Here is a 23,600-nt window from a genome sequence, read left to right on the forward strand (position 1 = left end):
TGTTTGTTCTTGATGGATGGCTAGACGAAGGTGTGGCAGAGGCATTTCATGCCCCGGCCACACAGCAGGCTTAATTAGTGAGGGAATAAAAAGTGCGGCACAGCAATAAAAGCGACGCCAGCCAGAATCAGTGTGACTTGCTGAGCGGTGTCTTTAAGCTGAGGGCGTTTATGCAGACCAGGGATGAGGTCGGCAATGGCAACATAAATCATGCTGGATGCGCCCAGCGCCAGTAGGTAAGGTTGCCAGTGAGTTACCATTTGCAGCGACCAGTAGGCTAGGAGTGCGCCGATCAGTGCGGCAAGTGAGGACATGGCATTGAGCAGCAAAGCCTTGGTTTTGCTATAGCCAGAATGCAAGAGCACAATAAAATCGCCGACTTCTTGCGGTACTTCATGTGCAATAATCGCCAGCGATGTAGCGATCCCAACGTTTATATCGGTCATAAAGGCGGCAGCAATCAGTGCGCCATCCAGAAAGTTATGGAAGGTATCACCAATGATAATCATCAACCCTGCTCGGCCGTGGCCATGCCCGTGTTGGTGTTCGTGCGGCTCTAATTCTTCGCATTCTTCGTGATGGCAATGCCGCCAGATCACGAGTTTTTCCATTATAAAAAACGCCAGAATTCCTGCCAGCAGCGTTAAAGAAATGCTGGATGCCGAGGGGGCTTGTGTGTGTTCATCGTGGGCTGGGCTTGCTGCATGCCCGTGTTCTTCATGGCTAAGCTCCGCAATGATCGGGCCGCCGCTGCTTGTCGTTTGGACAGCCACGGGCCGGTGATCATGTTCACCAAAGGCATGGGGAAGGATTTCCAGAAAAGAAGCGGCCAGAAGAGAGCCGACCGCAAAGCTGACTAATTTAGGAATCCAGCTGGGCCGCGCAGCGTAGGCAATGCACGCAGCAGCGAGCACACTCAGCAGGCTGCCCGCCACGCTGGCGGTCATAATCCATGCAAGAACACTCATTTAAATACTTTCAGAATATCTGTAGATGCAACAGTGTAGCATTTCAGGATTCATCGGTCAGCCAAATTAAGCTGGCCATACGGCCTGTGCGCTGATCACGGCGGTAAGAGAAGAAGCGCTCAGAATCTGTGACCGTACAAAAATCACCACCATAAATTGCATTTACACCGCTGGCCTGAAGTCTTTGTCTGGCAAGCAGATAAATATCGGCCAGCCATTTTCCTGTGTTTTGACTGGGTTTAAATGCGTCGATTGAGCGATGATCGTGCGCTATAAATGCCGTACGGACTTCATCTCCCACTTCAAACGCACTTGGCCCAATGGCCGGCCCTAGCCATGCCATCAGTGTTTCAGTAGGGGCATGCATTTGCTGGATCGTGGCTTCGATGACGCCGTTACACAGACCGCGCCAGCCTGCATGAGCAGCGCCCACCACGGTGCCTGCCTGATTGCACAGCAAGACGGGCAGACAGTCTGCCGTCATCACCGCACATACTGCATTGGCCGTGTGTGCGGTGATGGCGTCTGCTTCGCTGTTTTGAGGGGCTATAGCGGCATTTGCCACCTGCACACCGTGTACCTGCGTCAGCCAAACAGGGCTGGCCGGCAGATACTGGCGCACGATGGCACGGTTGCGGGCAACGGCCTCAGGCGAGTCGTCTACATGGTTTCCCAAATTGAGGCTCGCCCAGGGCGCGGTACTGACACCCCCTTGGCGGCTGGTCGAAATAGCCTGCACCGTGGCAGGTGCAGGCCAGTCTGGCCTGATCCACATTGAGGGTAGAGGGTTATTCACGGACATACATGACTTCGCAATCACTGTCGTCAACATCCCAATCGTCGTCCCAGTCTTCTTCCAGCATGCCTGCGTCTAAGCGCAGTACATTCACCAGCATGTCCATGTCTTCTGGCAATGGTGCTTTCCAGGTCATGGTTTTGCCCGTTTCAGGGTGAATAAGCGACAGTTTGCGGGCATGTAATGCCTGGCGTGCAAATTCACTCAGCGCAATGCTGACTTCTGGCGAGTGTATTCTGGGTTTCCCGCCGTAAATCGGGTCGGCTGCAAGCGGGTGGTTGATGTGGGCCATGTGTACGCGAATCTGATGCGTGCGGCCAGTTTCAAGCTGGCATTCAACCAGAGTGTGCGCTGTAAAGTGCTCACGAATCTTGTAATGGGTTACAGCATGTTTACCTGAGTAGACGACTGCCATCTTGATTCTTTCTTTAGGATGGCGGCCAATTGGCGCATCTACTTTTCCGTCGTTAGAGAGCAAACCTTGGGCGATTGCCATATAGTGGCGCTTAACGGTACGTGCTTGTAATTGTTGTACAAGGCTGTTTTGTGCCATTAAGGTGCGTGCAATTACCATGAGCCCACTGGTATCCTTGTCCAGTCGGTGTACGATGCCTGCGCGGGGAATGGTTTTAAGTTCCGGGTAGCGGTGGAGTAAGCCGTTAAGTACAGTGCCTGTCCAATTACCTGTGCCAGGATGCACAACCAAACCTGGTGCTTTGTTCAGCACAAGTAAGGTAGCATCTTCATAAATAATATCTAATTCGATATCTTCAGGCTGAAAGGCACTTTCATCTGCTTCGGGTTGGGGTAAGACGCTAATCGTTTCACCACCCCATAATTTTGTTTTGGGGACGGCAGGGTTGCCGTTAAGAAAGACTAAGCCGTCTTTGATCCATGTTGAGAGTCGGTTACGGGAAAACTCGGGCAGCATCTTGGCTAAAGCAGCGTCCAAGCGCTCCCCTGCCAAATCGGATGGCACGGTCAGGACACGCGCCTGCTCGAAGTCGTTATAATCGTTTAATTCGTTTTCGGAATGCATCATGAATAAGATTCTACCGCGATTCATCGTCTCTGCAGTACTTGCCGGATTATTGGCAGCTTGCGCATCCACTCCTGATGAACAGGATGAAACCCGTGGCTGGACCGCCGAGAAGATTTTTACAGAGGCAAAAGCAGAGCAAGAAAGCCGCAATTTTGATCGTTCAAACAAATTGTTTGAAAAATTAGAAGCGCGTTTTCCCTATGGGCGGCACGCTCAGCAGGCGCAAATTGAAACCGCTTATAACCACTATAAAAACCAAGAGCCTCTGCTTGCTTTTGCAGCAATTGATCGCTTTATTAAGCAATACCCAGCGCACCCAAATATTGATTACGCCTACTATTTAAAGGGTTTGGTTAACTTTAATGAGGCGCAGGGCTTTTTGTCCAGCCTGATCAAACAGGATATGTCGGAGCGCGATCCTAAGGCAGCACGCGAATCCTTCGATACCTTCCGCCAGCTTGTTACTCGTTTCCCTGATAGTAAATATGCGGCCGATTCAACTGTGCGTATGGGCTATCTGGTGGGGGCGCTGGCCAGCCACGAATTACATGTAGCCAAGTACTATTACAATCGCGGTGCATTTTTGGCGGCAGCAAATCGTGGTAAATATTTACTGGAAACCTATTCGAGTACTAAGCAGGTGGAGCCCGCTTTAGGCATCATGGCTTTGGCATACGATAAGCTGGGTTTGATTGAGCTTCGGGACGATGCCAAAAAAGTGTTGTTTAAAAATTATCCTCAAACCACGGTCCTAGATGAATCAAGCCTGTTCTCTGATGCGGATTGGTGGAAGCCTTGGTAAGAAATATTTAATTTATTTTCAATTTGGGGGTTTACAGGCTGAAATTTGCTCTGTAATATTCGGATCTCTTTCGGGGGGTATAGCTCAGTTGGTAGAGCGCTTGCATGGCATGCAAGAGGTCAGCGGTTCGATTCCGCTTACCTCCACCAGATTGAAGTAAGTCATAAAATAGCATGGCTTACGATTAAAGAAGTATGTTCCCATCGTCTAGAGGCCTAGGACACTGCCCTTTCACGGCGGCGACCGGGGTTCGAATCCCCGTGGGAACGCCAAGATTTAAAAGTTTTATCGTGCGGCTGTAGCTCAGTTGGATAGAGTATCTGGCTACGAACCAGAGGGTCAGGAGTTCGAATCTCTTCAGCCGCACCAGTAGTTTATGTTCCCATAGTTTAGCGGTTAGAACACTGCCCTTTCACGGCGGCGGCCGGGGTTCGATTCCCCGTGGGAACGCCATATAAAAAAACCTGCCCATGTGGCAGGTTTTTTTTCGTCTGTAAAATTTAGCTTTAAGGTTTCCCATGTAAGATTCTGGCGGGAAGCTCTCCTTTTTCAGGAATACAATCAATATGGCAGCGTTGGGTCGTTTTCTTTCGGTAGAAGGTATTGATGGCGCGGGTAAAAGCACTCAATTAGCCTGGATTGCGCAGTGCTTATCGCAAAAGGGCGTGGCGTTTGTTCAGACGCGAGAGCCAGGTGGCACTTCTTTGGGCGAAAAACTGCGTGAATTACTCCTGACGGAGCCTATGCATCTGGAGACAGAAACCCTACTGATGTTTGCTGGGCGGCGTGAACACCTCGCTCAGGTGATTTTGCCCGCATTAGAGCGCGGCGAATGGGTGCTTTGCGATCGTTTCAGCGATGCAAGCTACGCCTATCAGGGGGGCGGGCGAGGTTTGCCGCGTGAGAAATTTCTGGCTTTGGAAGAATGGGTGCAGGGCAGCGGCCTACATAAAATCCAACCTGATTTAACCTTAATTTTTGATGTACCCTTGTCGATCAGTCAGGAGCGTATGTCTGCCGGGCGTGCACTGGATCGGTTTGAGCGCGAAGCGGCTGATTTTCACGCGCGGGTACGTGCCGCATATTTAGAACGGGCGGCCAGTGAGCCTGAGCGGATTCGGGTGATTGATGCCAATCGCACCCTAGAGCAGATTCAAGCCGAGCTGGCAGAGATACTGAGCGCCTTCCTTTAACGCGAGTGCCACGATGAAAACACTTTACCCATGGCAAGCCGCACCTTGGTCACAATTGATGCGCGAAATCGACCGCTTGCCTCATGCCTTGCTGATCACAGGTGAGGAAGGAATAGGGAAGAGGCGTTTTGCCGAATATCTGGCTCAGCTATTATTGTGTGAAGACAGTACAAAAACGACGGCACCATGTGGCGTATGTGATGGCTGCCGCTGGTATCTGGCAGGCAATCACCCGGATTTTCGCCTGGTTTCCCCAGCAGATGGTGATGCTGAGGCGGGTGAAGACGCCAAGCCTAAGCGTAAATCTCAGGTGATTGGTGTTGATGATATTCGTGATCTGGCTGATTTTGTCAATCTGACGGCACATCGAAAGGGCATCCGTGTCACCCTAGTGTATCCGGCAGAGGCATTAAATATTGCGGCTGCAAATGCGTTTTTAAAAACACTAGAAGAACCACCATCTGGTGCGGTGTTTATTCTGGTCTCCAATCACTGGCGGCGTTTATTGCCTACTATACGCAGCCGTTGCCGCGTGTTTCCTATGGCAACACCTGATCAAACGGTGGCAATGGCATGGCTGGCGCAGCAGCATGTGGTTAACCCCGCGCTTCATCTGGCGCATACTGGTGGCGCACCCTTAGCCGCTTTAGAAGATGCCAGCGCTGAATGGCTGCCTAATCGGAAAACTTTCTTAGCCCATATTGCTAACCCAGCTGTTTTAGATGTACTTGCGGTGGCCGCAGAGCTTGAAAAAGCGAAGCTGGAGATGTCTTTAGTCGTGAGCTGGCTGCAAAAATGGGTTCACGATTTAATCAATATAAAAATGACTGGCAAACTTCGCTATTATCCAGATTGGGATAGCGATTTACGCCGTATTGCAACTCAATCGCCCGCCTTTTTTCATTACACTGATCGCTTAAACGAGGCCATGCGCTTGGCGCATCACCCCTTGAATCAGCGCTTAGTATTTGAATCTTTATTGTTTGCTTACTTAGATGCATTGCGTGGCAAAAGCAGCAGAGGAAGAAAATGAGTGAACCTATCAAAGCACCGGTTTCCCGTCCAGGTGTGTTATCGCTGAATATTAAAGAAAAAGCCGCTTTATATGCTTCTTATATGCCTTTTGTAAAAGGCGGCGGGATTTTCATTCCGACCAATAAAGCCTATGTACTGGGGGATGAAGTATTTATGCTGCTGTCGCTGCTGGATGATCCGGCCAAAATTGCGGTGTCGGGAAACGTGGTCTGGATTACCCCTCAGGGGGCGAATAATAATCACCAGCAGGGTATAGGTGTCAAATTTTCTGGCAATGAAGCGGGCAATCAGGCTAAAACCAAGATTGAAGGCTTGCTGGGGGGCTATTTGCAATCTGCCCGCACTACGCACACGATGTAATTGTTCGTGATTTAGGGTAAGTACTCGCAAGTCTTAGTTCTTACTAAAAAACCTTATTAATCGCCTCGAAGTCCCTATGTTTATTGATTCGCATTGCCATATTAATTTCCCAGATCTTGCAGCCAATATCGATCAGCACCTGCTTAACATGGCTGAGAATAAAGTAACGCATGCCCTGTGCGTGGCTGTAAATCTGCCTGAGCTGCCTTCGGTATTGGCTTTGGCCGATGCACATGCAAATATCTTTGCCTCAGTTGGGGTGCACCCTGATTATGAAGACACACCAGAGCCAACGGTGGAGCAGCTTGTTGAGCTGGCTAAGCATCATAAGGTGGTAGCAATTGGTGAAACGGGCTTGGATTATTATCGCTTGCAAGGCGATTTAGAATGGCAGCGTGGGCGCTTCAGAGTGCATATCCGCGCTGCAAAAATAGCGGGGCTGCCGCTGATTATCCATACCCGATCTTCTGCAGAGGATACGATTCGTATCCTGAAAGAAGAAGGCGCGGCTGAAGTGGGCGGGGTATTGCACTGCTTTACCGAAAGCTGGGATGTGGCGCAGGCGGCGATGGAGCTGGGGTTTTATATTTCTTTCTCCGGCATTGTTTCATTCAAAAAAGCCGTTGAGCTGCACGAAGTGGCACGCTTAGTGCCTTTAGACAGAATGCTGATCGAAACTGATTCGCCATATTTAGCGCCAGTACCGTTCCGTGGCAAGCAAAACCAGCCAGCCTGGGTGCGCCATGTTGCTGAATCGATTGCCGATTTGCGCGGCGTGAGCGTGAATCAGATTGCTGACGCCAGTACAGCCAACTTCTTTAAACTCTTTCACCGGGCCACTGTATGAAAGTAGAGGCGCTTTTATTGGGTGTAGGTTCCAGTGGTGGCTCGCCAGCGCTGGGTTGTTCATGCCCGACCTGCGCCTCGACTGATCCTAAAAACTGCCGTACCCGGGCTTCCGCCGTGTTGCGTGCCGGGGGTAAAACATTTTTAATCGATACCGGCCCTGATCTGCGCCATCAGGCCCTGCGCGAGCAACTTTTGCATGTGGATGCGGTGCTCTATACCCATCCTCACGCCGATCATTTAAATGGGATCGACGATATTCGCGCTTTTTGCTGGCTGCAAAAAGCCGCCATTCCAGTGTTTGGTAACGAGTTTATGCTCGACCATATCCGCCAGCGCTTCCCCTATACCCTGTTCCCGCCTAATAATTTCTGGGATAAACCGGTGCTCACTCTGCATCCGGTAAGCGACAGCACTTTTGAATTTGCGGGCATTGCTATCGAGCCAATCCCCCTGATGCACGGCAAATGGCCAATTTTGGGTTATCGCATTGGCAATGTGGCGTATTTAACCGATGTGTCTGAGATCCCCGAGTCTAGCATCGCTAAACTGCAAGGCTTAGACATCGTATTCTTAGACTGCCTGCGCCGCGTGCCTCACCCTACGCATTTTTCTGTTGATCAGGCCATTGCCGCTGCTAGGCAAATTGGTGCAAAACAAACCGTAATGATCCATATGACCCACGAGCTGGAATACCATGCGCTTTCGCAAGAATTACCTGCGGGCATGGTGGTGGGCTACGACGGCATGCGCTTAGTCAGTGAAGCTATTTAACGACTGAAGCTGGTACGCCACCTGAAACTTTTGCTGGCCTACTTAATGATTTCAATCTGCGGTTAATTAAAGAGAAAAAGATGAAAAAACTTTTATTGGCGGCAGTTATTTTATTGAATTGCCCTGCTATTTACGCCAGTGGTCCAATAGATAATAAGCAAAGTGCTAAAAGCATTTTTAAATCTGCGGATGAATATTTTGCTAGTTTTGCTGGCCTGAGATGTAAAGGGCAATCTTTGATGGGTGAAGAAGATAATCAGCTGTTTTTAAGCTTGGCGATATCTGAAAGTGAGAATGCACTGGAGGGGGTCATTAAAGATCATCGTTCGGAAAGTAAAATTTATGATTGCCGCGGTTTAACAGATAATGAGCTGCTGTGTATTGTTGATGCAGGAAGAATCAGTGTTCCATTATATTTTACGTTTTCAAAAAACAGGCGTTCTGTTGAGGCTGATATAAGAAGTAAAGAAGAGGGCGAGTTACATATCACCAAATATTTATCTGCAAAGTGTACAAAAGGAAATTAAAAGGTTTTATTTTTTGTGCAAGCTGTAGTGATTTAATTTTCGGAGTATCTGTATTGAATTTTAAGCGGGTTCGTGTTGATTGGCGGGTGTAAGCCCGGCGTTAACTTGTATGTTGCCGGGCATCACATCAGCCCACCATAATGCGGGCTGTGTTAAGGCTTATCAGAGGTCGGAGTTTAAAGATTTTATTTGACCAGCTTGGCAGCGCCGATTCAGCCATTCATCTACCGACCATTTCCCCGCACCATAAATGGCTAATACGGCGAGCAATGCGCCCCAGAGATAATGATCTTTAAGGGCGATGGGCAGCAGGGCTGGGTAAGATATAACCGCCATTAGATTCAGTATAAATAAACCAGCCGCGGCAAATCGCCCTAAGCTGCCGCTAATCAGTAATACCGGCAAAATAAGCTCGCCCCCAGCGGCCATGATGGCGGCCATTTCTGGGGGGATAAATGGCACTTGATATTCGAAATTAAATAAAAATAAAGTACCATCCCAGTTGCGTATTTTAGTCAGGCCAGACATAAAGAATACCTGGGCCAGATAAATACGTAATCCAAGATTAAATACCGGGCTTAAATATGGTATGCATAATGATTCGGCACAGCGATAGCCACTGTAGAGTTTGCAGAGTTGTTTTTTCATGGCGATCACCTGTTAAATAGCATGAAATATGAGTACCGTTTTAATGCCTGAAATTAAACTAGAAAATACATATCTGCATTTTTTATTAAAGGCATGCCCTGTTTTCGGGCAGAAATCACAATCTTTTTCGTACCTGCTGGAATGGATATACAGACACAGGTAGATTCATAAATTAATAAATCTGGCACACCAAACCACGGCTGAATAGCTGAATTAAAACTGGCCCGGCATCGTATTCATCATCTTTGGTGGCAAGCATGGCATTTTCTATATTCTGTTTTTTTAGCAGGCATTCTAAAAATAGCGTATCGCTGGCCGTGATTAATTGCCACTGATCACGCCATACCCATACCTGCTCGCCACCTGCATTTAAATCGGCAGGTTTTTCACCGTGGTGCATCATTAAAATTTGGTAAATAGGCCATTCTGCCGATCTAACAATGGCGACTGCAGGATGCAGAATAAGGTGTAATTGGCCAAATTGCTCTGGCGTATATAAGGCGAGCGTTTCAATTGCGATGAAATTACCATCCTCACTGTAATGCGCCTGATGAATAGCCCAATCTAGCTTGGCTACATCGCTTAAATAGGGCAGATCGCTGACATGTGGAAAAACGCTTAAAAATTCTGGGAAGCTTTCACCATCCAGATGCAAATTACCTGCATGCGATTCACTGTTTTCTACAAACACCCTTGCCATGGCGCTAAAGAATTCTGTTCCGACTAACTCCACTACCGTAGGGTAGGTATTCGCAAGATTATTGCTGCGATTGGCCCATGTATTATTGCGATACACTTCTAAAAAAGGCAGGCTGCGGGCCAATACTGATTGCGGCTGATAATCTGTGTTTTTATATATCTGGCTGAAGTCTTTTAATGCAGCAAGGTAATTCATGCGATTGCCCCCATGCTGTGCGGATGGTGAGCAATTTGCGCTTTTAGTTTGCCGTATTCATCCAGTAGGCCAGAGAGCGGCGGCAGATTAGTATCCCGTTCCAGCAGCACAGGTTTGGGGCCGGTAAGCCTGAGGGCGTCTTCCAGCAGCTTCCAAACCGCTTCACAAACGGGCGCGCCGTGGGTGTCGATCACGAGGCCATCGCAATACTCAAAGCCTGCTACATGGATTTCGGCTACGCGGTGCAATGGCAGTCTTGCCAGCTCAGCTCTTGCGTCAATGCCATGATTAAGCTGATTGACATGCATATTGTTTACATCAAGCAAGAGGCCGCAGCCGGTGCGGGCCACTAATTCGGCCAGTAGCTCGGCCTCGCTGAGCATTTCATCGCTAAAGGCAATATAACTGGATACGTTTTCCAGCAAAATAATGCGTTTTAAGCGGCTTTGTACCAGATCGATATGGGCGCAAAGGTGATCAATCGCACCGGCATAACGCGGCACGGGCAAAAGATCGTTAAACCAGACGTCGCCATAGCGGTTCCATGCCAGATGCTCTGAAATGGCGGCGGGCTGGATTCGCTCGGCTAATTCTGCCAGCTGTGTTAAATGTCGCGCTTCGGGCGGCTCGGCATTGCCAAGGCCTAAGCCTACGCCGTGCAGGCTAACGGGATAATCACGGCGGATTTTTTCTAAGGCGGCAGGCGCTGCTCCGCCGCCAAAGTAGTTTTCACTATGCACTTCCCACCATGCCACATTGGGCCGCGTGGCAAGCACTTTGGCCAGATGTGGAGACCGAAGCCCAAGGCCGGCATGGATGGGAAGTGTTGTCATGATGCTATCCTTAGGCCTTAGGGGCCATTAGGGAGCCTTGCATTTTTTCACATGTGCCTTTTTTGACGGCTTTCCACTCGGCTTTATCCATGTCTTTAGTACCCTGGCCTGCACAAGCATGTCCATTGGCAGCACAGTCGTTTTGGCCTGCTTTGGCTACGCCATAGCATTTTTCCATTTTTTTCATTTCTTCGGCGCTAGGCGAAGCATTTGCACTCATAGCGGCACAGCCGATTACGGCAGCCAAGGCGGAAGACAGCATCAGGGACGTTTTCATGGGTATTGCTCCTTGTGAGATAGGAAAACTCGTTCGCGGTGTTTTTCACCTGCTTACTGAGTCGGGGCAGCGTTTGAAATCTGACAAAATATTTTTAGCCTCAGCCAAGTAAACAAAAAAATGACAGGCTGATGGCTATTCCCAGTGAGAAGGTGCACGTGCCGCTTCCCGCATAAAGTGTAGTTGACGATTAAAATTTCGACAGTTGTTACATAACAAAAGGTGTAGCCGTAAGCGATAGCGCTGGTTGAGCGTCAGTGGGCCATCCTGTTGGGCGGATAATAAAATGGATGCCTGGCGGCAGTTCATCATGGCGCGTTCCAACCCCGTTTTTTAAGTAAATTTTCATACTTATGCGTGCGTAATCATTCAGGCTGAGTATGAGCAGCTTAGGTAGTGCTGGCCATAAAATAGCGGCTATATGCTCACTCATCATGGCGTGTTTCCAAACCAGTTTTTATCTAGGCAGAGCCGCAAGCTCATGCGGGCGCGATACAGCATGGCTGAGCAATTAGTCGCGGTAATCTCTAATTGCTGACAAATATGCTCTATCTCTAGTCCTAATTCTTCACGCATTGCAAACACCATGGCGGTGCGCTTTGGCATCAGTTGACTACAGCGTGTATAGGCAGCCCAAAATTGTTTGTCTTCCAAACTGGCTTCGGGTTTTTCCCAGCGCCTTGGCGCATCTGAGCCCCAATGGCCGGTTTTATTAAACAGCACATCAAAATCGCTGTTGTCTTCTTCACCATCTACAGCGGCCAGCAGCAGTGGATCGCGGTAGATGCGGCGCTGGGTATCGATAATTTTGAATTTTAAAATGCTGGTCAGCCAAGTTTTTAAAGACGATTGCCCATTAAAGGAATCGGGCTTTTCCAATGCGGCCAGCAGCGTTTCCTGTACGGCATCTTCGGCACTGCTGCTGTGCTGCAATTGGAAGAGCGCAAAACGGTAGAGGTAATCTCTGAGTGGCTCCAAGTCTTCAATGCGAATAGCCATAAAGATTGCTCTGCAGGTTTGTGGGTTTGATTATATATTGCTTCTTATTCTTTTGTGTTAGTAATGATTCCTATTTGCTTTTCCGAGTTTTCTAATGCTAGCAGCAGGCTGGTTTTATGTTCTTTCGCTATCGTTTGCCAAGGCAGGCCAGAAATAGCGCCCTCCAATGCGTAGAGTAAGTTTAAGCTGGCCTTGGGATTTATTTTTTTAACTTGCAGATAGACTTGGACTGAGCCCAAGTCATAGATAGCTTGCACCGAACAGATGCCAGCGGCTTCCAGCATGGCCTGAGACTGAGGGCCAAGATTAGCCAAGTCGCTGATTTTTTGCTGCATGATCATCTCTGCTGTTAGATGCCCACGCGTGATCACCGTGGTGTCCGCGTGGGCCAGGTCGTTTTGCTTCAGGCTGTTTTCTCTTCCAAAATATACTTCGCACCCTTGCCTTGACCAAGGATTTTCACCAGATAGGGCATGGTTTCCCTAAGGGTTGCAGCCAGTGTCCAAGGCGGGTTCAAAATAAACATACCGCTGCCGTGCATGCCAAAGCCGTCTGCCGATGGGCTTTGTACGCTCAGCGCCACATGCAGCCAGCTATTGACGCCTAATTTTTTTAATTCTTCTGGTAGTTGTTTTGATTCTGCTCGTTGTAGCTGCGGATACCAGATTGCATAAGTGCCGGTGGCAAAGCGGCTCAGCGCTTCGTGCAGCATGTTGATCACATAGTCATAATCGTTTTTATCTTCATAAGGCGGATCAATCAGCGTTACACCACGGCGGGGTGGAGGGGGTAGCACGGCTTTAATCCCTGCAAAACCATCGCCTGCAATCACGGCCACACGGCGGCCTGCTTCGGCGAAATTCTCTTTCAGGATTTTGCTATCTGAGCTGTGCAATTCAAACAGGCGCAAGCGATCGGTGGGGCGCAGCAGCTGATCGGCTACATAGGGCGAGCCAGGGTACAGGTTCAGCTTGCCATCTGGATTAAGCGCTTTCACCACATCCACATATTCGGCGATGGATTCAGGCAAATCGTCCCGTTCCCACAGGCGGGCGATGCCGCTTTCAAACTCGGCGTTTTTAGTGGCATAACCCTCGGTTAGCGAGTAAACCCCCGCGCCGGAATGGGTGTCGATATACCAGTAGGATTTATCTTTCTGATTAAAGTAAGACAAAATTTGCGTTTGGATATAGTGCTTCAGCACATCGGCATGGTTGCCTGCGTGAAAAGCGTGGCGGTAGCTAAGCATAACAATCTCTTTATTAACAAATCATAAAAGGGAGGGTGAAACCCACCCTACAGGTCGTTTTTGGGGTTTTTGCTGTCCAGGCAGAGGTTTATCCATTGTTGCAGGATCTGCCCAGATGAATAATGTTTTGCCCGCTGTTTCAGCCATATGGACAGCTCAGGACGGTGTTGTGTGGCGATGAGTTCTGCCAGTGCTTTCCCGCTTGCGGTTTCAACTACAAACTCGCTGCGCCTTTTGCCAAACAGCTCATATACGCCACCTGCATTGGTGGATGCCACGACCACACCCAGCGGCATGGCTTCTAGCACCACCAAGGGGCAGCCTTCAAAGCTGGAAGTCAGCAGTAGCACATCGGCGGCAGCGAGGTAATCGCCTACATTACTTTGGTGGCCCGCAAAGCTGATTTGCTGATCCAGCTGCCTCGCTTTAGCGCTGTTTTTAAGCCAGTCTTCCAGTGGGCCATCACCCACTATGGTAAGCCTAGTGGGGATGCCTTTTTTATTTAGGCACTCTAAGGTATCCAGCCACAGATGGGGCTGTTTTTCTACGGCAATACGGCCCACGAAGAGCAGTTGCAGGGTGTGGCTGGCCGGTTTTTCTGGATAAACTTTGGCCTCTTTTTCATCCACAAAATTAGGCAAAACTTGCCAGTTATCGCCAATGGGCTGTTTGAGCCAACGCGCCAGTGAATCCCTTGCGTGCTCAGATACAAACACCAATTCATTTAAGCGCCGGTAGATATATTGGCAGGCCCTGCGGTGAATCGGGTTCATGGTGGCGAATTGGTCCAGCTCAAACAGTGGCCCGTGTACCCAGCCCATCACCCGCGTTTTTAAACCGCGCGTGACGGCATAGGCCATATAGAGCGGCATTAAAAAAGTAGCGGCAATTAAGATATCGGCGTCTTTAATCTGCTGCCTTGCCGCGCGCCAGCCAGCCAGCCAAGTCCATGGTTTTTTACCCTGCCAGGTGGCCGATAAATCGATGATTTTGGTCGAGCCAGTACGCGTCGCCCATAGATTGCGATTGCCCCCCAACATCACAATGCTGACCTCAAAGCCGTGTGCAATCAGCCCTTCAGACACAAGGGTCACACAACGCTCCACGCCACCCAGGCCCAGATCACGGACAAAAAATACTATTTTCATGAGGGCCTTAAAGTAAAAATTGCGACGAAGTCGCTACATATCCCCCTCTCCCATTTGGGGAGAGAGATAGGGGAGAGGGCGGCAAGGCGCCTCTTAGATGCCTAATCTTAGTTTTTTAATTAACTGCCAAGCCTTATCGCCAATTAAACAGCGGATTTTTTGGCGCTTTAGTTTGCTTATTTCGCTGGCTGGCGGCGGCAGAGTTTGGCTTAGAGCCTGTACTTTGCCTAGTAAAAATAGATTCACCCCAGAGGTGCGTTGTAGGGTATCGACCCAAACTTCACCCAGTGGGCTGCGGCTTGCTGGCCAAGCCTCTGCAAGTTGCAGATAAAAATCGCACATCCAGTCAAATTCGGCACGGCTGAGCTGGCGGGCGGGCTCTGCCAGCTCTACAAAGCGGTCTGCACGTTTTTGCATGGCGGCGGGCAGGGCGAAGCGGGCGTATTTGCTGCGGATGATTTGTGCGGTGGCACGCAGCTCATCCTTTTTACTTTGGGTGATTTGCCCAGCGTGGCAGCGGTAATCCAGCAGCACTTCCGGCACGGTGGTAAACGTTGCGCCCACTTCGGCCAGGGTGCACCAGAGCGCGTAGTCTTCGGCGTGCACGGCGTGGGGCGGGTAAGGGTTGGCTTTGAGCAGCGCCGCCCTAGCAATCACACTGGGGTGGGCAAAGGCGGAGTTAAACAAGAGCATGGCCTTGATGGCCCCATCGCTGCTGGGCGTCATCCATTCACCGGTTTTATCGCCAAAAAAACGGATCCAGCTGCCGCAGACATCAGCTCCTGTTGCTTGCAGGCGCTGGAGCTGTTTTTCAATTCGCTGCGGGTGGCAGATATCATCCGCATCTATGCGGGCAATCCATTCACCGCGCGCCACGGCAATCGCCTCGTTCAGCGTTGAAATCAGGCCGCGGTTTGCTCTGGAAATAACGATAAAGCGCGGGTCTTGCTGCGCGTGTTGCTGCAAGAGTGCCAAAGTGGCATCAGAGGAGCCATCGTCAATGGCAATGCATTCAAACTGTTTAAAGCTTTGCTGGCTAATGGAGTCGAGTGTGGCTTGCAAAAACGCTGCCGAGTTATAGCAGGGCAAGACAAAGCTGACTATTGGAGCGGTGTTCATTAAATTTAAGATCTCTAGCGGGTTTATATCTGCATTGGATTTAAGCCACTGCAGGGAGTATTTTTGAATATAAAGGCAGTACTAGCTTGCTTTTAGTATCTGCCTTGCCCGCCACCAGAAGGCCAGCATAATAAAGCACTCTACTGTCAGCACACTTTGCGCGGCCCTTATCGCCGCCTCGCTTGAGCCTGGCACCCACCAGCACATTAGGCCCACATTCAATAAGCCCGCTGCGATCAGCACACGGCTGAAGTAGCGCTCAAAACCAAAGACCAGTAGCGTTTGCTGGCCGAACACCATGGCCACGGCGCCTAATAAAATCACCGGGGCCAGCCACAGCATGATGGATTGGGACTGGGCAAGTAATAGCAAAGCCTTGCTGATATTGGCCTGATCGCCAAAGATTGCCACGCTGATCTGGCTAAATAGCGGCAGAAACAACATCAGCGCCAGCGTCATGCCTAGGGCTACTGCGCCCTGGATCTTTAAAGCCTTGCTAATGAGTTGCAGTGCTGCGGGTTTATCGTGTTTGGCCAGCTGAGCGATGCGCGGGTAACTGGCCTGAATCAGCGGGCCAAGCAGGCCTTGGGCGATATACACCAGCTTGCTGGCCGCGGCAAACAGCCCAACCTGTAAAGGCAGCGCAAACTTGCCAAGTAAAACCGTGGTGGAGGTGGTGTAGAGGCTGGTAGAAATGGCTGATAGAAAAAATGGCCAGCTGGTTTTGAGCGGCTCTTTCAAATCAGCGAGAGATACTTTTACCCAGGCCGGTTTGGGTGCTCCCCAGCCGCTTAACCACCAGATGATGCCCGCCAGAATTTGGGGTGCTGCTTGCAAAATCACCGCCACTGCAATGTCATCCGGCCCTTCTACCCAGTAAAGCAAAAAGCCCAGCATGAGCACGCGGGTAAACACGGAAAGCGCCGCGCAGGATTTAAGTTTTTCCATTCCCTGGAAATACCAATAGGGGAACAGCACCGAGCTGAGTAAATACAGCTGGCTCCAGAAAAACACGTCGCTATGCGCTTGCCATGGCTGATCGAGCAGCAGGGTGAAAATCAGCAGAAACAGGCTGGAGGCGATCATGAGCAGGGTTTTGGCTAGTGTCACCCGCCAGAAAATCTTTGCCGCCGCCTGCGGGTCGTCTCGGTGCTGGGCCAGATCCCGGACGGCCGATAAATTAAAGCCAAAATCGGTCAGCAGCACGCCGTACTGAATCACAGAAAAAGCGTAGTTCATCACCCCAAAACCTTCTAGACCCAGCTTGAGGGTTAAAAAAGGGAAGGTAAAAAAGGACACAAAGTAATTCAGCCCCTGCACCAGATACAGGGCAATAACATCGGATTTGTGACTGCTTGAGGCGGACATGGCAAGGCTTTCAAAAATGAAGCAGGGATTGTACCGCATCACGGCCAAGCACTAAGCGGCGGCGGGCTGATTAAAAGCAATACCAGCACGCTTAAAGCAGCACAGCAAAAAATCTTATCTTGATTGATGACGGCTTATTCCTGTTTGGCGCAGTTTATCGCAAGCTTGAATTGGCCATTTATTTGCTGAGTATGCTTGAGGCATCACTTGTTTAGCTGGGGCTGCGATATGCAAGCACTATTTACACCAGCAGCTGTTTGGGTGTGGGCAGTTTTAAGCGGTTTAATTTTTTCTGGTCTGCGCGGTTTGAAAGATCAGGAATTGCGCCTGTCTGTGCTTGCTGGATATGAATGCGTAGTTTGATAAGGAGAAAAGATGTCAGTCATGCTTCATTTATTCGCCGCATTCTGGGTCTTGATCGTTGGAGCGCTGCAAATAGCGCGGCCCAAGGGCACAAGCATGCATAAAGCGCTGGGTAAGTCATGGATGCTGGCCATGCTGCTGGTGGCCGTGTCGTCATTCTGGATTAAAAGTGCCATGAATGTGTTTATGGGCTATGGCCCTATCCATTTACTTTCGCTGTGGGTCCTGGTTTGCGTCTGTGCATCAATTCATTTTGCACGGCAAGGCAATATCAAAAAGCACAAGGGTTTTGCGGTGGGGGCATTTTACGGTGCAATTGGGGCGGGCCTTGCAGCGGTGGCCATGCCGGGCCGGTTGTTGCATGTGTTTTTATTTGGCTAGTCCGGCTTATCTTGTGTAGGCTTTCACCAAGCCTGCTATCGGAAGCCACCATGCATCTATTGCGCTTACAAATCACCAATTTTCGGGGCATCAGCCAAATTGATTTAAGCCTAGAGCGCGAGCGCACTGCGCTGTTTGGCGAAAACAACTGGGGCAAGACCAGTTTGATTACTGCACTAACCCGCTGCTTGAGCGAGGCGGTGCCGCTGGATGTGCTGTTTACCCATGAAGATTTTCACCGTGTGGCCAATACGCGGGCGACGATTGCGCGGCGTTTAAATATCACCTTGTTTTTCTGTGGTGCAAGTGATGAAGCCTTGCCCGACCCTGCTTTGCAGGATTTAAGCTGGCAGGATGAAGAGGGGCGGCAGTGGCTGGCTTTGCGTTTCTCGGCCGAGCGTTATGGTCATGGCGAGGTGCGCAGCCACCGCAGCTTTATTGATATGCAGGGCGCGGAGCGGCAGCACTCGGCCAGCGATGAGTTGGCGGTGTTACTGATTCGCCATCACCCCGTGCTGCGTTTTCGCGATATGCAGCTGACTGATTGGTTAGAGCACCCACGCCTCGCGCAAAAAAACCGCAGTGATGATCCGCCTCAGCCCGCATCCGCCGCTGTGCGTGCCGTATTTGAGCGCATTCTTACTCTACCGCATCAGCTGCACCCGCAGGAGCTGACTCAAGGCTTGGATGCTGTAGAGCAGTTTTTGTCAGAGCACGCCGAGCTGCTGCAAGCACCCGTACCCCTGCAGCGCCTTGCCAAGCAAATTGCCAGCACGCCATTTAATTTACGTGATGACGACAGCCTGCTCGATATCGCAGGTCGAGCCGGATCCAGCCAGCGGCGGGTGGCGCTTTTAATGCTGCTGGGGGCGCTGATTAATGCCCGTGGCGATCTGCCCTTGCAACAGGGCGCGCATCCCATTTTGTTAATGGAAGACCCAGAAACCCATTTACACCCGATACAGCTGGCGATGATGTGGGGGCTGATTGAGCAATTGCCGTTGCAAAAACTGATTACTACTAATCATGGTGATTTGCTGGCGAGTTTCCCGCATCAGGCCTTACGCCGTCTGGTGCGCCGCCATCAGCATGTACACGTTTATCATGTTGGAGAACAGGCCTTATCGGCCAGTGATGCGCGTAAAGTGGCGTTTCATATTCGCGCCAATCGCGCCAGCAGCATGTTTGCCCGTGTTTGGCTGCTGGTTGAAGGGGAAACCGAATTTTGGCTGATGCCCGAGCTGGCGCGGATTTACGGCGTGAATTTCCCTGTGGAGGGCATACGCTGCGTTGAGTTTGCCCAGGCAGGCTTAACGCCGCTGATTAAATTTGCCGATCGCTTAGGGATAGTTTGGCATTTGATTGCCGATGGCGACGAGGCAGGCCAGCGTTATATTGCCAAAGCCCGCAGCCTGCTCAGTGACCGGCCTGATGCGCTGCATATTACGGCGCTGGCAAGCCGCGATATTGAACATTATTTATGGGACAACGGTTTTGCTGATACTTATCGCAATGCCGCTAAACCCCGTGGCCCGCTCAATCACTGGCATCAGGCTGCGATGGACGCTGCACCGCCTCGCCCTGATGAAGAAATTATCCAGCGTGCGCTGCGTTATCACTCCAAACCCGGCATGGCGCTAGAAATAGCCGAAGCCGCCGAAATTGCCGGCGCAGAAGCCATCCCACAAGAATTACAGCAGATGTTTGACACCCTGCAGCAGTTAGCGAGTTATAGCGAGTAAGGCTAAGCGGAGGTTTGCTTAATAAACTTAAATCTTGAAACAGGAAGATGACAGAGGACGCGGAGAAAAAATATTTGGGATGTGCCGAAGCAGCTAATTACTTTATATATTGGCAATCGTCTTAAAAAGTTGTATTTGGATTTTTCCCAATTTTTATACATTGATTTACAAATTAATGACAAATAAATATTGACCGGTGTTTGTGCGTGTAATAACTTAGCAAGGATTGCTGAGAATGATTGTTTCCCTGATTTAATTCTCTACATATCTTCATTATTTGTAACAAATCTCATTTTTAAATAATGGCTTTTTATGTGGCCAGCCCTTTATGCGGCTTTTATATGGGAAGTATCGATGAATCTATTTTTTAAAAGAATAATTGCTATATCGCCACTATTATTTTCTTCGGCTCTTTATGCCTCAGAAACGGCCTCCGAGACGGAAGCCATTAAGCTGGATGCTGTGACGACAAGTGGGATAAAAGACGCAGATTGGAAACCCTATGCAAGTATGCTTAAGGGAATGGATGCTTATGATAAATTTAAATATCATGCACCTACTGCGCCGTTAAAATTTATTATCAGGCCAGAAAAAGGCAGGGCTCTTATTCCCGGGCTGGCTTTGCGAATCGAAGATGAAGGAAGTTCAATTGCCGTACCCATTGCTGAGGATGGCACGTTTATCCTGCCAAGGGATCAGGCATTGGCGGATAAAAAAGCAGAAATGGTATTAAACCAGAAAAAAGGTTATCTATGGACTGCGCGTATTTTAAGTGCTAATTCTTCAGAGAATGCATGGCGACTAGGCGATATGCGTTTGCAGTGTGAAGTAATGGTGGCGATAAATAAAGACAGCTTGTCATTTATTGCCCGAACTGCGCTATTAGCTATCGATCCATGCCATTCAAGTTTGATTCATCTGGTTCGTGAATTGCCACCCAAATCGAATGAACTGATTGCGGTATATGCGGGAAAGAGAGAGAAAGTAGAGTTGAGCGAAGATAAAGGAAAAATATATTTTAGAATTCCTTTAGAAAATGACAAATATCCAGATGATACTTTTTTTGAAATTCAATACCCTGATCAAACCGCCGCTAAATAAGTGTTTTAAAAAATCAATGCAGGGAAGTCAGTTGCAGGCGGTAGCGTGCGGGCATAAATTGTGCCTGCTTACATGGCTTCTATTAACTCCGCCAGTGCTTGTTTTAATAAAGCAGGGCGCAATGGTTTCGTTAAAAATAAATCCATCCCTGCATTAATACATAATTGTTTGTCTTCTTCCAAAGCATTCGCGGTCAGGGCCATAATAGGGAGGCGTTTGCCTGCCGGGTTGGCTTGTTCTTGTGCGCGGATAAAGCGGGTGGCTTCCAAACCATCCATTTCCGGCATTTGCATATCCATTAAAACCAGATCCACTTTTTCTTTGGCAAGAAAGTCTAAGGCTAACTGGCCATTCGCCGCGCTGAATACGGTATGCCCATCATTTTCTAATAAGCGTGTTGCCACCAAGCGGTTGGTTGGATTATCTTCGGCCAGCAATACACGCAATTTACGTGGTGGTGTCTGGATATCTGTAATTTGGATATTGTCTTCCGGCAAAATACCTTGAGGAAAAGTCAGCGAAAATTTAAATTGAGATCCAATCCGTTGTTCACTATGGGCAATTAATTCCCCGCCCATGGCTTTAACTAAACGGCGTGCAATAGTCAGGCCCAGCCCGGTGCCTGTGTATTCGCGAGTAGAAGAGCCATCGGCTTGCACAAAGGCCTCAAATATATGGGGTAAGCGCTCTGCTGAAATACCGATTCCGCTGTCAATAACGGTGAAATCAATATGGTAATAAGATTGTTTTAATTGTACTTTTACATGTAAAACCACTTGCCCGTGGTTGGTAAATTTAATGGCATTGCCGAGTAAATTGACTAATACCTGCCGCAGGCGCAAGCCATCACCCAATATCACAATATTGGGGTCTCCTTGGTAATCCAGAGTTAGCTTTAAACCTTTATTGCAGGCAGCCAGCTTGAACATTTGCTGCGTTTCTTTAAGCAGCACAGATAAATCAATGGGTTTTTTGTGAAGGGTGAGGCAATTAGCCTCCATTTTGGATAGGTCGAGTACGTCGTTTACCAGTTCTAATAGTAAATCGGCTGAATTACAAATAACGCCGACAGTTTCTTTTTGCAGGGGGGACAGCGGGCTTTGTTCTAATAAGTGCGCCATACCTAAAATGCCATTCATGGGGGTGCGAATTTCGTGGCTGACATTGGCAATAAATTCGCTTTTTGCCCGGTTGGCAAGTTCAGCATCATTTCTGGCTTTGGCTAAGTCTTCGGCAAGGCGTGTCTGATCTAATTCTAAAATAAGGCTTTCAACAATCGTATCGTGATAGGAGCGTGCGCTTTTCATGAGCGTGAATAAAAAGAATAAACTCATTCCGCCTAGGGTTAAATCCATTTGCGTAGGTTGTACACAGGCATTAATGATAATAGGCAGCATCATCAGGCCTGCATAAATACGCATCGCAGGAATCATAGGCCCTAATATGGGCAGAGAGCCAACAACTAAGCCTGAGAAAACAAAGGCGGTAAACATATTAAGTAAGATGCTGCTGGTCAGCATAAAATAAATGCCACCAGAACACCAAATCACGCCTGTTGCAGCAACGCCCAGCAAGTGCACTTTTCGCCAATAAGTAAAATGGTGAGCGGCAGGGGTTTGTTGATATTGTTTAAAAATGGTAAGGCGATAAACCGCAAGGCTGCAGGTAAGTAGCAACCAGCCCGATAAAATGAAAAGAGAGTGGTCGTCCCGATGCGCAATAAACAAGATGCAGGCCGCAATCATGCCGATAATTTGCCCGCTGTGAGCATTGCGGTAGCTAAGCGCTGTGGTTCGTTGCAATACGGCAGGGTCGTTAATTTGCATGGATGCAGGCTTTAAAAGCGTTTTTGGGCCATCGTGTTTTACCTGCTACAGGCAGGTAACGATGCAATTTGTATCATTTTATGCTTAATTTAACACACGCATTAAATTACACAAGGTTTAAGCGTTTGCTGGTGCATGGCTGTCGCAGTTGCTGGCTGCCTCATGGTTTGAATGCAACAAAGGCGCATAAAAATGCGCCTTTGTTTTATTTTGAATTAAATTTCCCTGCCGTAATTTTCTGGCCCGGCTGTTTAATTAATTAAAGCCATTCGGGTTTTGGCTCTGCCATTTCCAGCTGTCCTGACACATATCATCAAGGGTTTTTTCAGCTTTCCAGCCCAGTACGGCCAGCGCTGATGCCGGGTTGGCGTAGCAGGCGGCGATGTCGCCAGCGCGGCGCGGCACAATTTGATAAGGCACGGTTTTGCCTGAGGCTTTTTCAAAGGCTTTTACCATGTCCAGCACGGAATAACCCTGGCCTGTGCCTAGGTTTACGGTGACTAAACCAGGTACAGTTGCCAGTTTTTGCAAGGCTTTGACATGGCCACGGGCTAGATCAACCACGTGGATATAATCACGTACGCCTGTGCCATCGGGCGTTGGGTAGTCGTTGCCAAATACGGAGAGTTTTTCACGTTTGCCTACGGCTACTTGCGCAACAAAAGGCATCAGGTTGTTTGGAATACCTTGAGGGTCTTCACCGATTAGGCCAGAAATATGCGCGCCAACCGGGTTGAAATATCGCAGTAGGGCAAAGTTCCAGCTGCTATCGGCCTTAAAAATATCGCGCAGGATATCTTCAACCATCAGCTTGGAGCGGCCATAGGGGTTGGTGGCGGATAGCGGAAAATCTTCGGTAATCGGTACGGCGTGTGGGTCGCCATAGACGGTGGCGCTAGATGAGAACACTAGGTTTTTAACGCCTGCATCCTGCATGGCTTCAAGCAGACGCTGGGTACCCACCACATTGTTGTCGTAATACATCAGCGGTTTTTCAACCGATTCACCCACGGCTTTCAGGCCAGCAAAGTGGATGACGGCGCTAAAGTCGTAGCGTTGAAACAGCGCTTTTAAAGCTGCCGCATCGCGCACATCGCCTTCTACATATTCGGCTGCTTGCCCGGTAATGGTGGCGATTCGGTTCAGGACTTCTGGCTTGGCATTGTAAAAGTTATCAAAAATAACCGGTTTAAAGCCAGCTGCAAGCAATTCGATATAGGTGTGCGAGCCAATATAGCCCGCTCCGCCGGTCAGTAAAACGTGCATGGAAAACTCCTGTTGATGTGCTGGTGCTTGCCATGAATTATG

The 23,600-nt window shown here is 49.3% G+C and carries 27 protein-coding genes and 4 tRNA genes; 15 read left to right on the forward strand and 16 right to left on the reverse strand.

All coding sequences use genetic code 11. The features are described 5' to 3' along the window. Positions 1 to 74: 74 nt before the first annotated feature. The 3 genes from DYD62_RS20855 to rluD are packed head-to-tail and all read right to left on the reverse strand — an operon-like array spanning position 75 to position 2,806. The gene (locus DYD62_RS20855) at positions 75 to 968 is read right to left on the reverse strand and encodes a ZIP family metal transporter (RefSeq protein WP_115229827.1); all 894 of its coding nucleotides are present in this window, start codon (positions 966 to 968) and stop codon (positions 75 to 77) included. A 43-nt stretch (positions 969 to 1,011) separates the two neighbouring features. Next, the gene (pgeF, locus tag DYD62_RS20860; RefSeq protein ID WP_115229830.1) at positions 1,012 to 1,770 is read right to left on the reverse strand and encodes a peptidoglycan editing factor PgeF; all 759 of its coding nucleotides are present in this window, start codon (positions 1,768 to 1,770) and stop codon (positions 1,012 to 1,014) included. Next, the gene (gene rluD / locus DYD62_RS20865; RefSeq protein WP_115229832.1) at positions 1,757 to 2,806 is read right to left on the reverse strand and encodes a 23S rRNA pseudouridine(1911/1915/1917) synthase RluD; all 1,050 of its coding nucleotides are present in this window, start codon (positions 2,804 to 2,806) and stop codon (positions 1,757 to 1,759) included. The genes pgeF and rluD overlap by 14 nt, the downstream gene beginning before the upstream one ends. Here rluD and DYD62_RS20870 point away from each other — a divergent pair. The 11 genes from DYD62_RS20870 to DYD62_RS20920 all read left to right on the forward strand — a co-directional run bounded on the left by DYD62_RS20870 (position 2,805) and on the right by DYD62_RS20920 (position 8,343). After that, positions 2,805 to 3,608, forward strand: coding sequence for an outer membrane protein assembly factor BamD (locus DYD62_RS20870; protein ID WP_115229835.1), 804 nt, complete (start codon positions 2,805 to 2,807; stop codon positions 3,606 to 3,608). The genes rluD and DYD62_RS20870 overlap by 2 nt on opposite strands. Before the next feature lie 73 nt (positions 3,609 to 3,681). After that, positions 3,682 to 3,757: transfer RNA gene (locus DYD62_RS20875), tRNA-Ala, on the forward strand. A 47-nt stretch (positions 3,758 to 3,804) separates the two neighbouring features. Then, positions 3,805 to 3,880 (forward strand) — tRNA-Glu (locus tag DYD62_RS20880). 20 nt (positions 3,881 to 3,900) lie between these two features. After that, positions 3,901 to 3,977, forward strand: a tRNA-Arg gene (locus tag DYD62_RS20885). Between the two features lie 9 nt (positions 3,978 to 3,986). Then, a tRNA-Glu gene (locus DYD62_RS20890) sits at positions 3,987 to 4,061 on the forward strand. Between the two features lie 113 nt (positions 4,062 to 4,174). Next, positions 4,175 to 4,801, forward strand: coding sequence for a dTMP kinase (gene tmk, locus DYD62_RS20895; protein WP_115229838.1), 627 nt, complete (start codon positions 4,175 to 4,177; stop codon positions 4,799 to 4,801). Positions 4,802 to 4,814: 13 nt separating this feature from the next. After that, on the forward strand, positions 4,815 to 5,834 hold the full coding sequence (holB, locus tag DYD62_RS20900; RefSeq protein ID WP_115229840.1) for a DNA polymerase III subunit delta': 1,020 nt from the start codon (positions 4,815 to 4,817) through the stop codon (positions 5,832 to 5,834). Continuing rightward, complete coding sequence (locus tag DYD62_RS20905) at positions 5,831 to 6,196, forward strand: PilZ domain-containing protein (protein ID WP_099398694.1); 366 nt, start codon at positions 5,831 to 5,833, stop codon at positions 6,194 to 6,196. Before holB ends, DYD62_RS20905 begins: the two co-directional genes overlap by 4 nt. Before the next feature lie 76 nt (positions 6,197 to 6,272). Then, positions 6,273 to 7,043, forward strand: coding sequence for a TatD family hydrolase (locus tag DYD62_RS20910; protein WP_115229842.1), 771 nt, complete (start codon positions 6,273 to 6,275; stop codon positions 7,041 to 7,043). Further along, positions 7,040 to 7,816 (forward strand): MBL fold metallo-hydrolase, encoded by a 777-nt coding sequence (locus tag DYD62_RS20915; RefSeq protein ID WP_115229844.1) that lies wholly within the window; start codon positions 7,040 to 7,042, stop codon positions 7,814 to 7,816. The genes DYD62_RS20910 and DYD62_RS20915 overlap by 4 nt, the downstream gene beginning before the upstream one ends. Before the next feature lie 80 nt (positions 7,817 to 7,896). Further along, a complete protein-coding gene (locus DYD62_RS20920; RefSeq protein ID WP_115229847.1) occupies positions 7,897 to 8,343 on the forward strand; it encodes a hypothetical protein in 447 nt (148 codons plus the stop codon). A gap of 162 nt (positions 8,344 to 8,505) precedes the next feature. On the opposite strand, the gene DYD62_RS20925 is transcribed toward DYD62_RS20920, so the two are convergent. From DYD62_RS20925 to DYD62_RS20975, 11 genes are all read right to left on the reverse strand, one after another. Beyond that, complete coding sequence (locus DYD62_RS20925) at positions 8,506 to 8,991, reverse strand: DoxX family protein (RefSeq protein ID WP_115229848.1); 486 nt, start codon at positions 8,989 to 8,991, stop codon at positions 8,506 to 8,508. Between the two features lie 172 nt (positions 8,992 to 9,163). Further along, positions 9,164 to 9,886 carry an HvfC/BufC N-terminal domain-containing protein gene (locus tag DYD62_RS20930; protein ID WP_115229849.1) on the reverse strand — a complete coding sequence of 241 codons (723 nt, stop codon included), beginning with the start codon at positions 9,884 to 9,886 and terminating at the stop codon, positions 9,164 to 9,166. Then, positions 9,883 to 10,719: an MNIO family bufferin maturase gene (gene bufB, locus DYD62_RS20935; RefSeq protein WP_115229850.1), complete on the reverse strand. Its 837-nt coding sequence runs from the start codon at positions 10,717 to 10,719 to the stop codon at positions 9,883 to 9,885. The genes DYD62_RS20930 and bufB overlap by 4 nt, the downstream gene beginning before the upstream one ends. Before the next feature lie 10 nt (positions 10,720 to 10,729). Next, on the reverse strand, positions 10,730 to 10,996 hold the full coding sequence (locus DYD62_RS20940; RefSeq protein WP_115229851.1) for a BufA1 family periplasmic bufferin-type metallophore: 267 nt from the start codon (positions 10,994 to 10,996) through the stop codon (positions 10,730 to 10,732). A gap of 135 nt (positions 10,997 to 11,131) precedes the next feature. Beyond that, positions 11,132 to 11,308 carry an anti-sigma factor family protein gene (locus DYD62_RS24265; RefSeq protein WP_115229852.1) on the reverse strand — a complete coding sequence of 59 codons (177 nt, stop codon included), beginning with the start codon at positions 11,306 to 11,308 and terminating at the stop codon, positions 11,132 to 11,134. Between the two features lie 120 nt (positions 11,309 to 11,428). Beyond that, positions 11,429 to 11,995: a sigma-70 family RNA polymerase sigma factor gene (locus DYD62_RS20950; protein ID WP_115229853.1), complete on the reverse strand. Its 567-nt coding sequence runs from the start codon at positions 11,993 to 11,995 to the stop codon at positions 11,429 to 11,431. 44 nt (positions 11,996 to 12,039) lie between these two features. Continuing rightward, on the reverse strand, positions 12,040 to 12,330 hold the full coding sequence (locus DYD62_RS20955; RefSeq protein WP_115229854.1) for a TfoX/Sxy family protein: 291 nt from the start codon (positions 12,328 to 12,330) through the stop codon (positions 12,040 to 12,042). 68 nt (positions 12,331 to 12,398) lie between these two features. Beyond that, positions 12,399 to 13,244 carry a 23S rRNA (adenine(2030)-N(6))-methyltransferase RlmJ gene (locus DYD62_RS20960; RefSeq protein ID WP_115229855.1) on the reverse strand — a complete coding sequence of 282 codons (846 nt, stop codon included), beginning with the start codon at positions 13,242 to 13,244 and terminating at the stop codon, positions 12,399 to 12,401. Between the two features lie 47 nt (positions 13,245 to 13,291). Further along, a complete protein-coding gene (locus tag DYD62_RS20965) occupies positions 13,292 to 14,392 on the reverse strand; it encodes a glycosyltransferase (protein WP_115229856.1) in 1,101 nt (366 codons plus the stop codon). A gap of 93 nt (positions 14,393 to 14,485) precedes the next feature. After that, positions 14,486 to 15,511 (reverse strand): glycosyltransferase family 2 protein, encoded by a 1,026-nt coding sequence (locus tag DYD62_RS20970; RefSeq protein WP_115229857.1) that lies wholly within the window; start codon positions 15,509 to 15,511, stop codon positions 14,486 to 14,488. A gap of 81 nt (positions 15,512 to 15,592) precedes the next feature. Continuing rightward, the gene (locus tag DYD62_RS20975; RefSeq protein ID WP_165928665.1) at positions 15,593 to 16,879 is read right to left on the reverse strand and encodes an oligosaccharide flippase family protein; all 1,287 of its coding nucleotides are present in this window, start codon (positions 16,877 to 16,879) and stop codon (positions 15,593 to 15,595) included. 228 nt (positions 16,880 to 17,107) lie between these two features. Here DYD62_RS20975 and DYD62_RS24270 point away from each other — a divergent pair, with 228 nt between their 5' ends. The 4 genes from DYD62_RS24270 to DYD62_RS20990 all read left to right on the forward strand — a co-directional run bounded on the left by DYD62_RS24270 (position 17,108) and on the right by DYD62_RS20990 (position 20,466). Beyond that, a complete protein-coding gene (locus DYD62_RS24270; RefSeq protein WP_267896137.1) occupies positions 17,108 to 17,242 on the forward strand; it encodes a hypothetical protein in 135 nt (44 codons plus the stop codon). A gap of 12 nt (positions 17,243 to 17,254) precedes the next feature. Next, positions 17,255 to 17,623: a DUF2306 domain-containing protein gene (locus DYD62_RS20980; RefSeq protein ID WP_115229859.1), complete on the forward strand. Its 369-nt coding sequence runs from the start codon at positions 17,255 to 17,257 to the stop codon at positions 17,621 to 17,623. Between the two features lie 50 nt (positions 17,624 to 17,673). Next, entirely contained in the window at positions 17,674 to 19,365 is a 1,692-nt protein-coding gene (locus tag DYD62_RS20985; RefSeq protein ID WP_115229860.1) for a DUF2813 domain-containing protein, read from the forward strand. 354 nt (positions 19,366 to 19,719) lie between these two features. Beyond that, complete coding sequence (locus DYD62_RS20990; protein ID WP_132038658.1) at positions 19,720 to 20,466, forward strand: hypothetical protein; 747 nt, start codon at positions 19,720 to 19,722, stop codon at positions 20,464 to 20,466. 68 nt (positions 20,467 to 20,534) lie between these two features. On the opposite strand, the gene DYD62_RS20995 is transcribed toward DYD62_RS20990, so the two are convergent. Continuing rightward, positions 20,535 to 22,292 carry an ATP-binding protein gene (locus tag DYD62_RS20995; protein WP_115229862.1) on the reverse strand — a complete coding sequence of 586 codons (1,758 nt, stop codon included), beginning with the start codon at positions 22,290 to 22,292 and terminating at the stop codon, positions 20,535 to 20,537. Between the two features lie 255 nt (positions 22,293 to 22,547). Next, positions 22,548 to 23,558 carry a UDP-glucose 4-epimerase GalE gene (gene galE, locus DYD62_RS21005; protein ID WP_115229864.1) on the reverse strand — a complete coding sequence of 337 codons (1,011 nt, stop codon included), beginning with the start codon at positions 23,556 to 23,558 and terminating at the stop codon, positions 22,548 to 22,550. Positions 23,559 to 23,600: the final 42 nt, after the last annotated feature.

This window comes from Iodobacter fluviatilis (assembly GCF_900451195.1).
GTDB lineage: Bacteria > Pseudomonadota > Gammaproteobacteria > Burkholderiales > Chitinibacteraceae > Iodobacter > Iodobacter fluviatilis.

Excerpts from the sequence above, each read along its gene's own strand:
- DYD62_RS20855 (WP_115229827.1), bottom strand. The coding sequence starts at position 968 with ATGAGTGTTCTTGCATGGATTATGACCGCCAGCGTGGCGGGCAGCCTG.
- pgeF (WP_115229830.1), bottom strand. The coding sequence starts at position 1,770 with ATGTCCGTGAATAACCCTCTACCCTCAATGTGGATCAGGCCAGACTGG.
- DYD62_RS20870 (WP_115229835.1), top strand. The coding sequence starts at position 2,805 with ATGAATAAGATTCTACCGCGATTCATCGTCTCTGCAGTACTTGCCGGA.
- rluD (WP_115229832.1), bottom strand. The coding sequence starts at position 2,806 with ATGATGCATTCCGAAAACGAATTAAACGATTATAACGACTTCGAGCAG.
- tmk (WP_115229838.1), top strand. The coding sequence starts at position 4,175 with ATGGCAGCGTTGGGTCGTTTTCTTTCGGTAGAAGGTATTGATGGCGCG.
- holB (WP_115229840.1), top strand. The coding sequence starts at position 4,815 with ATGAAAACACTTTACCCATGGCAAGCCGCACCTTGGTCACAATTGATG.
- DYD62_RS20905 (WP_099398694.1), top strand. The coding sequence starts at position 5,831 with ATGAGTGAACCTATCAAAGCACCGGTTTCCCGTCCAGGTGTGTTATCG.
- DYD62_RS20910 (WP_115229842.1), top strand. The coding sequence starts at position 6,273 with ATGTTTATTGATTCGCATTGCCATATTAATTTCCCAGATCTTGCAGCC.
- DYD62_RS20915 (WP_115229844.1), top strand. The coding sequence starts at position 7,040 with ATGAAAGTAGAGGCGCTTTTATTGGGTGTAGGTTCCAGTGGTGGCTCG.
- DYD62_RS20920 (WP_115229847.1), top strand. The coding sequence starts at position 7,897 with ATGAAAAAACTTTTATTGGCGGCAGTTATTTTATTGAATTGCCCTGCT.
- DYD62_RS20925 (WP_115229848.1), bottom strand. The coding sequence starts at position 8,991 with ATGAAAAAACAACTCTGCAAACTCTACAGTGGCTATCGCTGTGCCGAA.
- DYD62_RS20930 (WP_115229849.1), bottom strand. The coding sequence starts at position 9,886 with ATGAATTACCTTGCTGCATTAAAAGACTTCAGCCAGATATATAAAAAC.
- bufB (WP_115229850.1), bottom strand. The coding sequence starts at position 10,719 with ATGACAACACTTCCCATCCATGCCGGCCTTGGGCTTCGGTCTCCACAT.
- DYD62_RS20940 (WP_115229851.1), bottom strand. The coding sequence starts at position 10,996 with ATGAAAACGTCCCTGATGCTGTCTTCCGCCTTGGCTGCCGTAATCGGC.
- DYD62_RS24265 (WP_115229852.1), bottom strand. The coding sequence starts at position 11,308 with ATGATGAACTGCCGCCAGGCATCCATTTTATTATCCGCCCAACAGGAT.
- DYD62_RS20950 (WP_115229853.1), bottom strand. The coding sequence starts at position 11,995 with ATGGCTATTCGCATTGAAGACTTGGAGCCACTCAGAGATTACCTCTAC.
- DYD62_RS20955 (WP_115229854.1), bottom strand. The coding sequence starts at position 12,330 with ATGCAGCAAAAAATCAGCGACTTGGCTAATCTTGGCCCTCAGTCTCAG.
- DYD62_RS20960 (WP_115229855.1), bottom strand. The coding sequence starts at position 13,244 with ATGCTTAGCTACCGCCACGCTTTTCACGCAGGCAACCATGCCGATGTG.
- DYD62_RS20965 (WP_115229856.1), bottom strand. The coding sequence starts at position 14,392 with ATGAAAATAGTATTTTTTGTCCGTGATCTGGGCCTGGGTGGCGTGGAG.
- DYD62_RS20970 (WP_115229857.1), bottom strand. The coding sequence starts at position 15,511 with ATGAACACCGCTCCAATAGTCAGCTTTGTCTTGCCCTGCTATAACTCG.
- DYD62_RS20975 (WP_165928665.1), bottom strand. The coding sequence starts at position 16,879 with ATGTCCGCCTCAAGCAGTCACAAATCCGATGTTATTGCCCTGTATCTG.
- DYD62_RS24270 (WP_267896137.1), top strand. The coding sequence starts at position 17,108 with ATGCAAGCACTATTTACACCAGCAGCTGTTTGGGTGTGGGCAGTTTTA.
- DYD62_RS20980 (WP_115229859.1), top strand. The coding sequence starts at position 17,255 with ATGTCAGTCATGCTTCATTTATTCGCCGCATTCTGGGTCTTGATCGTT.
- DYD62_RS20985 (WP_115229860.1), top strand. The coding sequence starts at position 17,674 with ATGCATCTATTGCGCTTACAAATCACCAATTTTCGGGGCATCAGCCAA.
- DYD62_RS20990 (WP_132038658.1), top strand. The coding sequence starts at position 19,720 with ATGAATCTATTTTTTAAAAGAATAATTGCTATATCGCCACTATTATTT.
- DYD62_RS20995 (WP_115229862.1), bottom strand. The coding sequence starts at position 22,292 with ATGCAAATTAACGACCCTGCCGTATTGCAACGAACCACAGCGCTTAGC.
- galE (WP_115229864.1), bottom strand. The coding sequence starts at position 23,558 with ATGCACGTTTTACTGACCGGCGGAGCGGGCTATATTGGCTCGCACACC.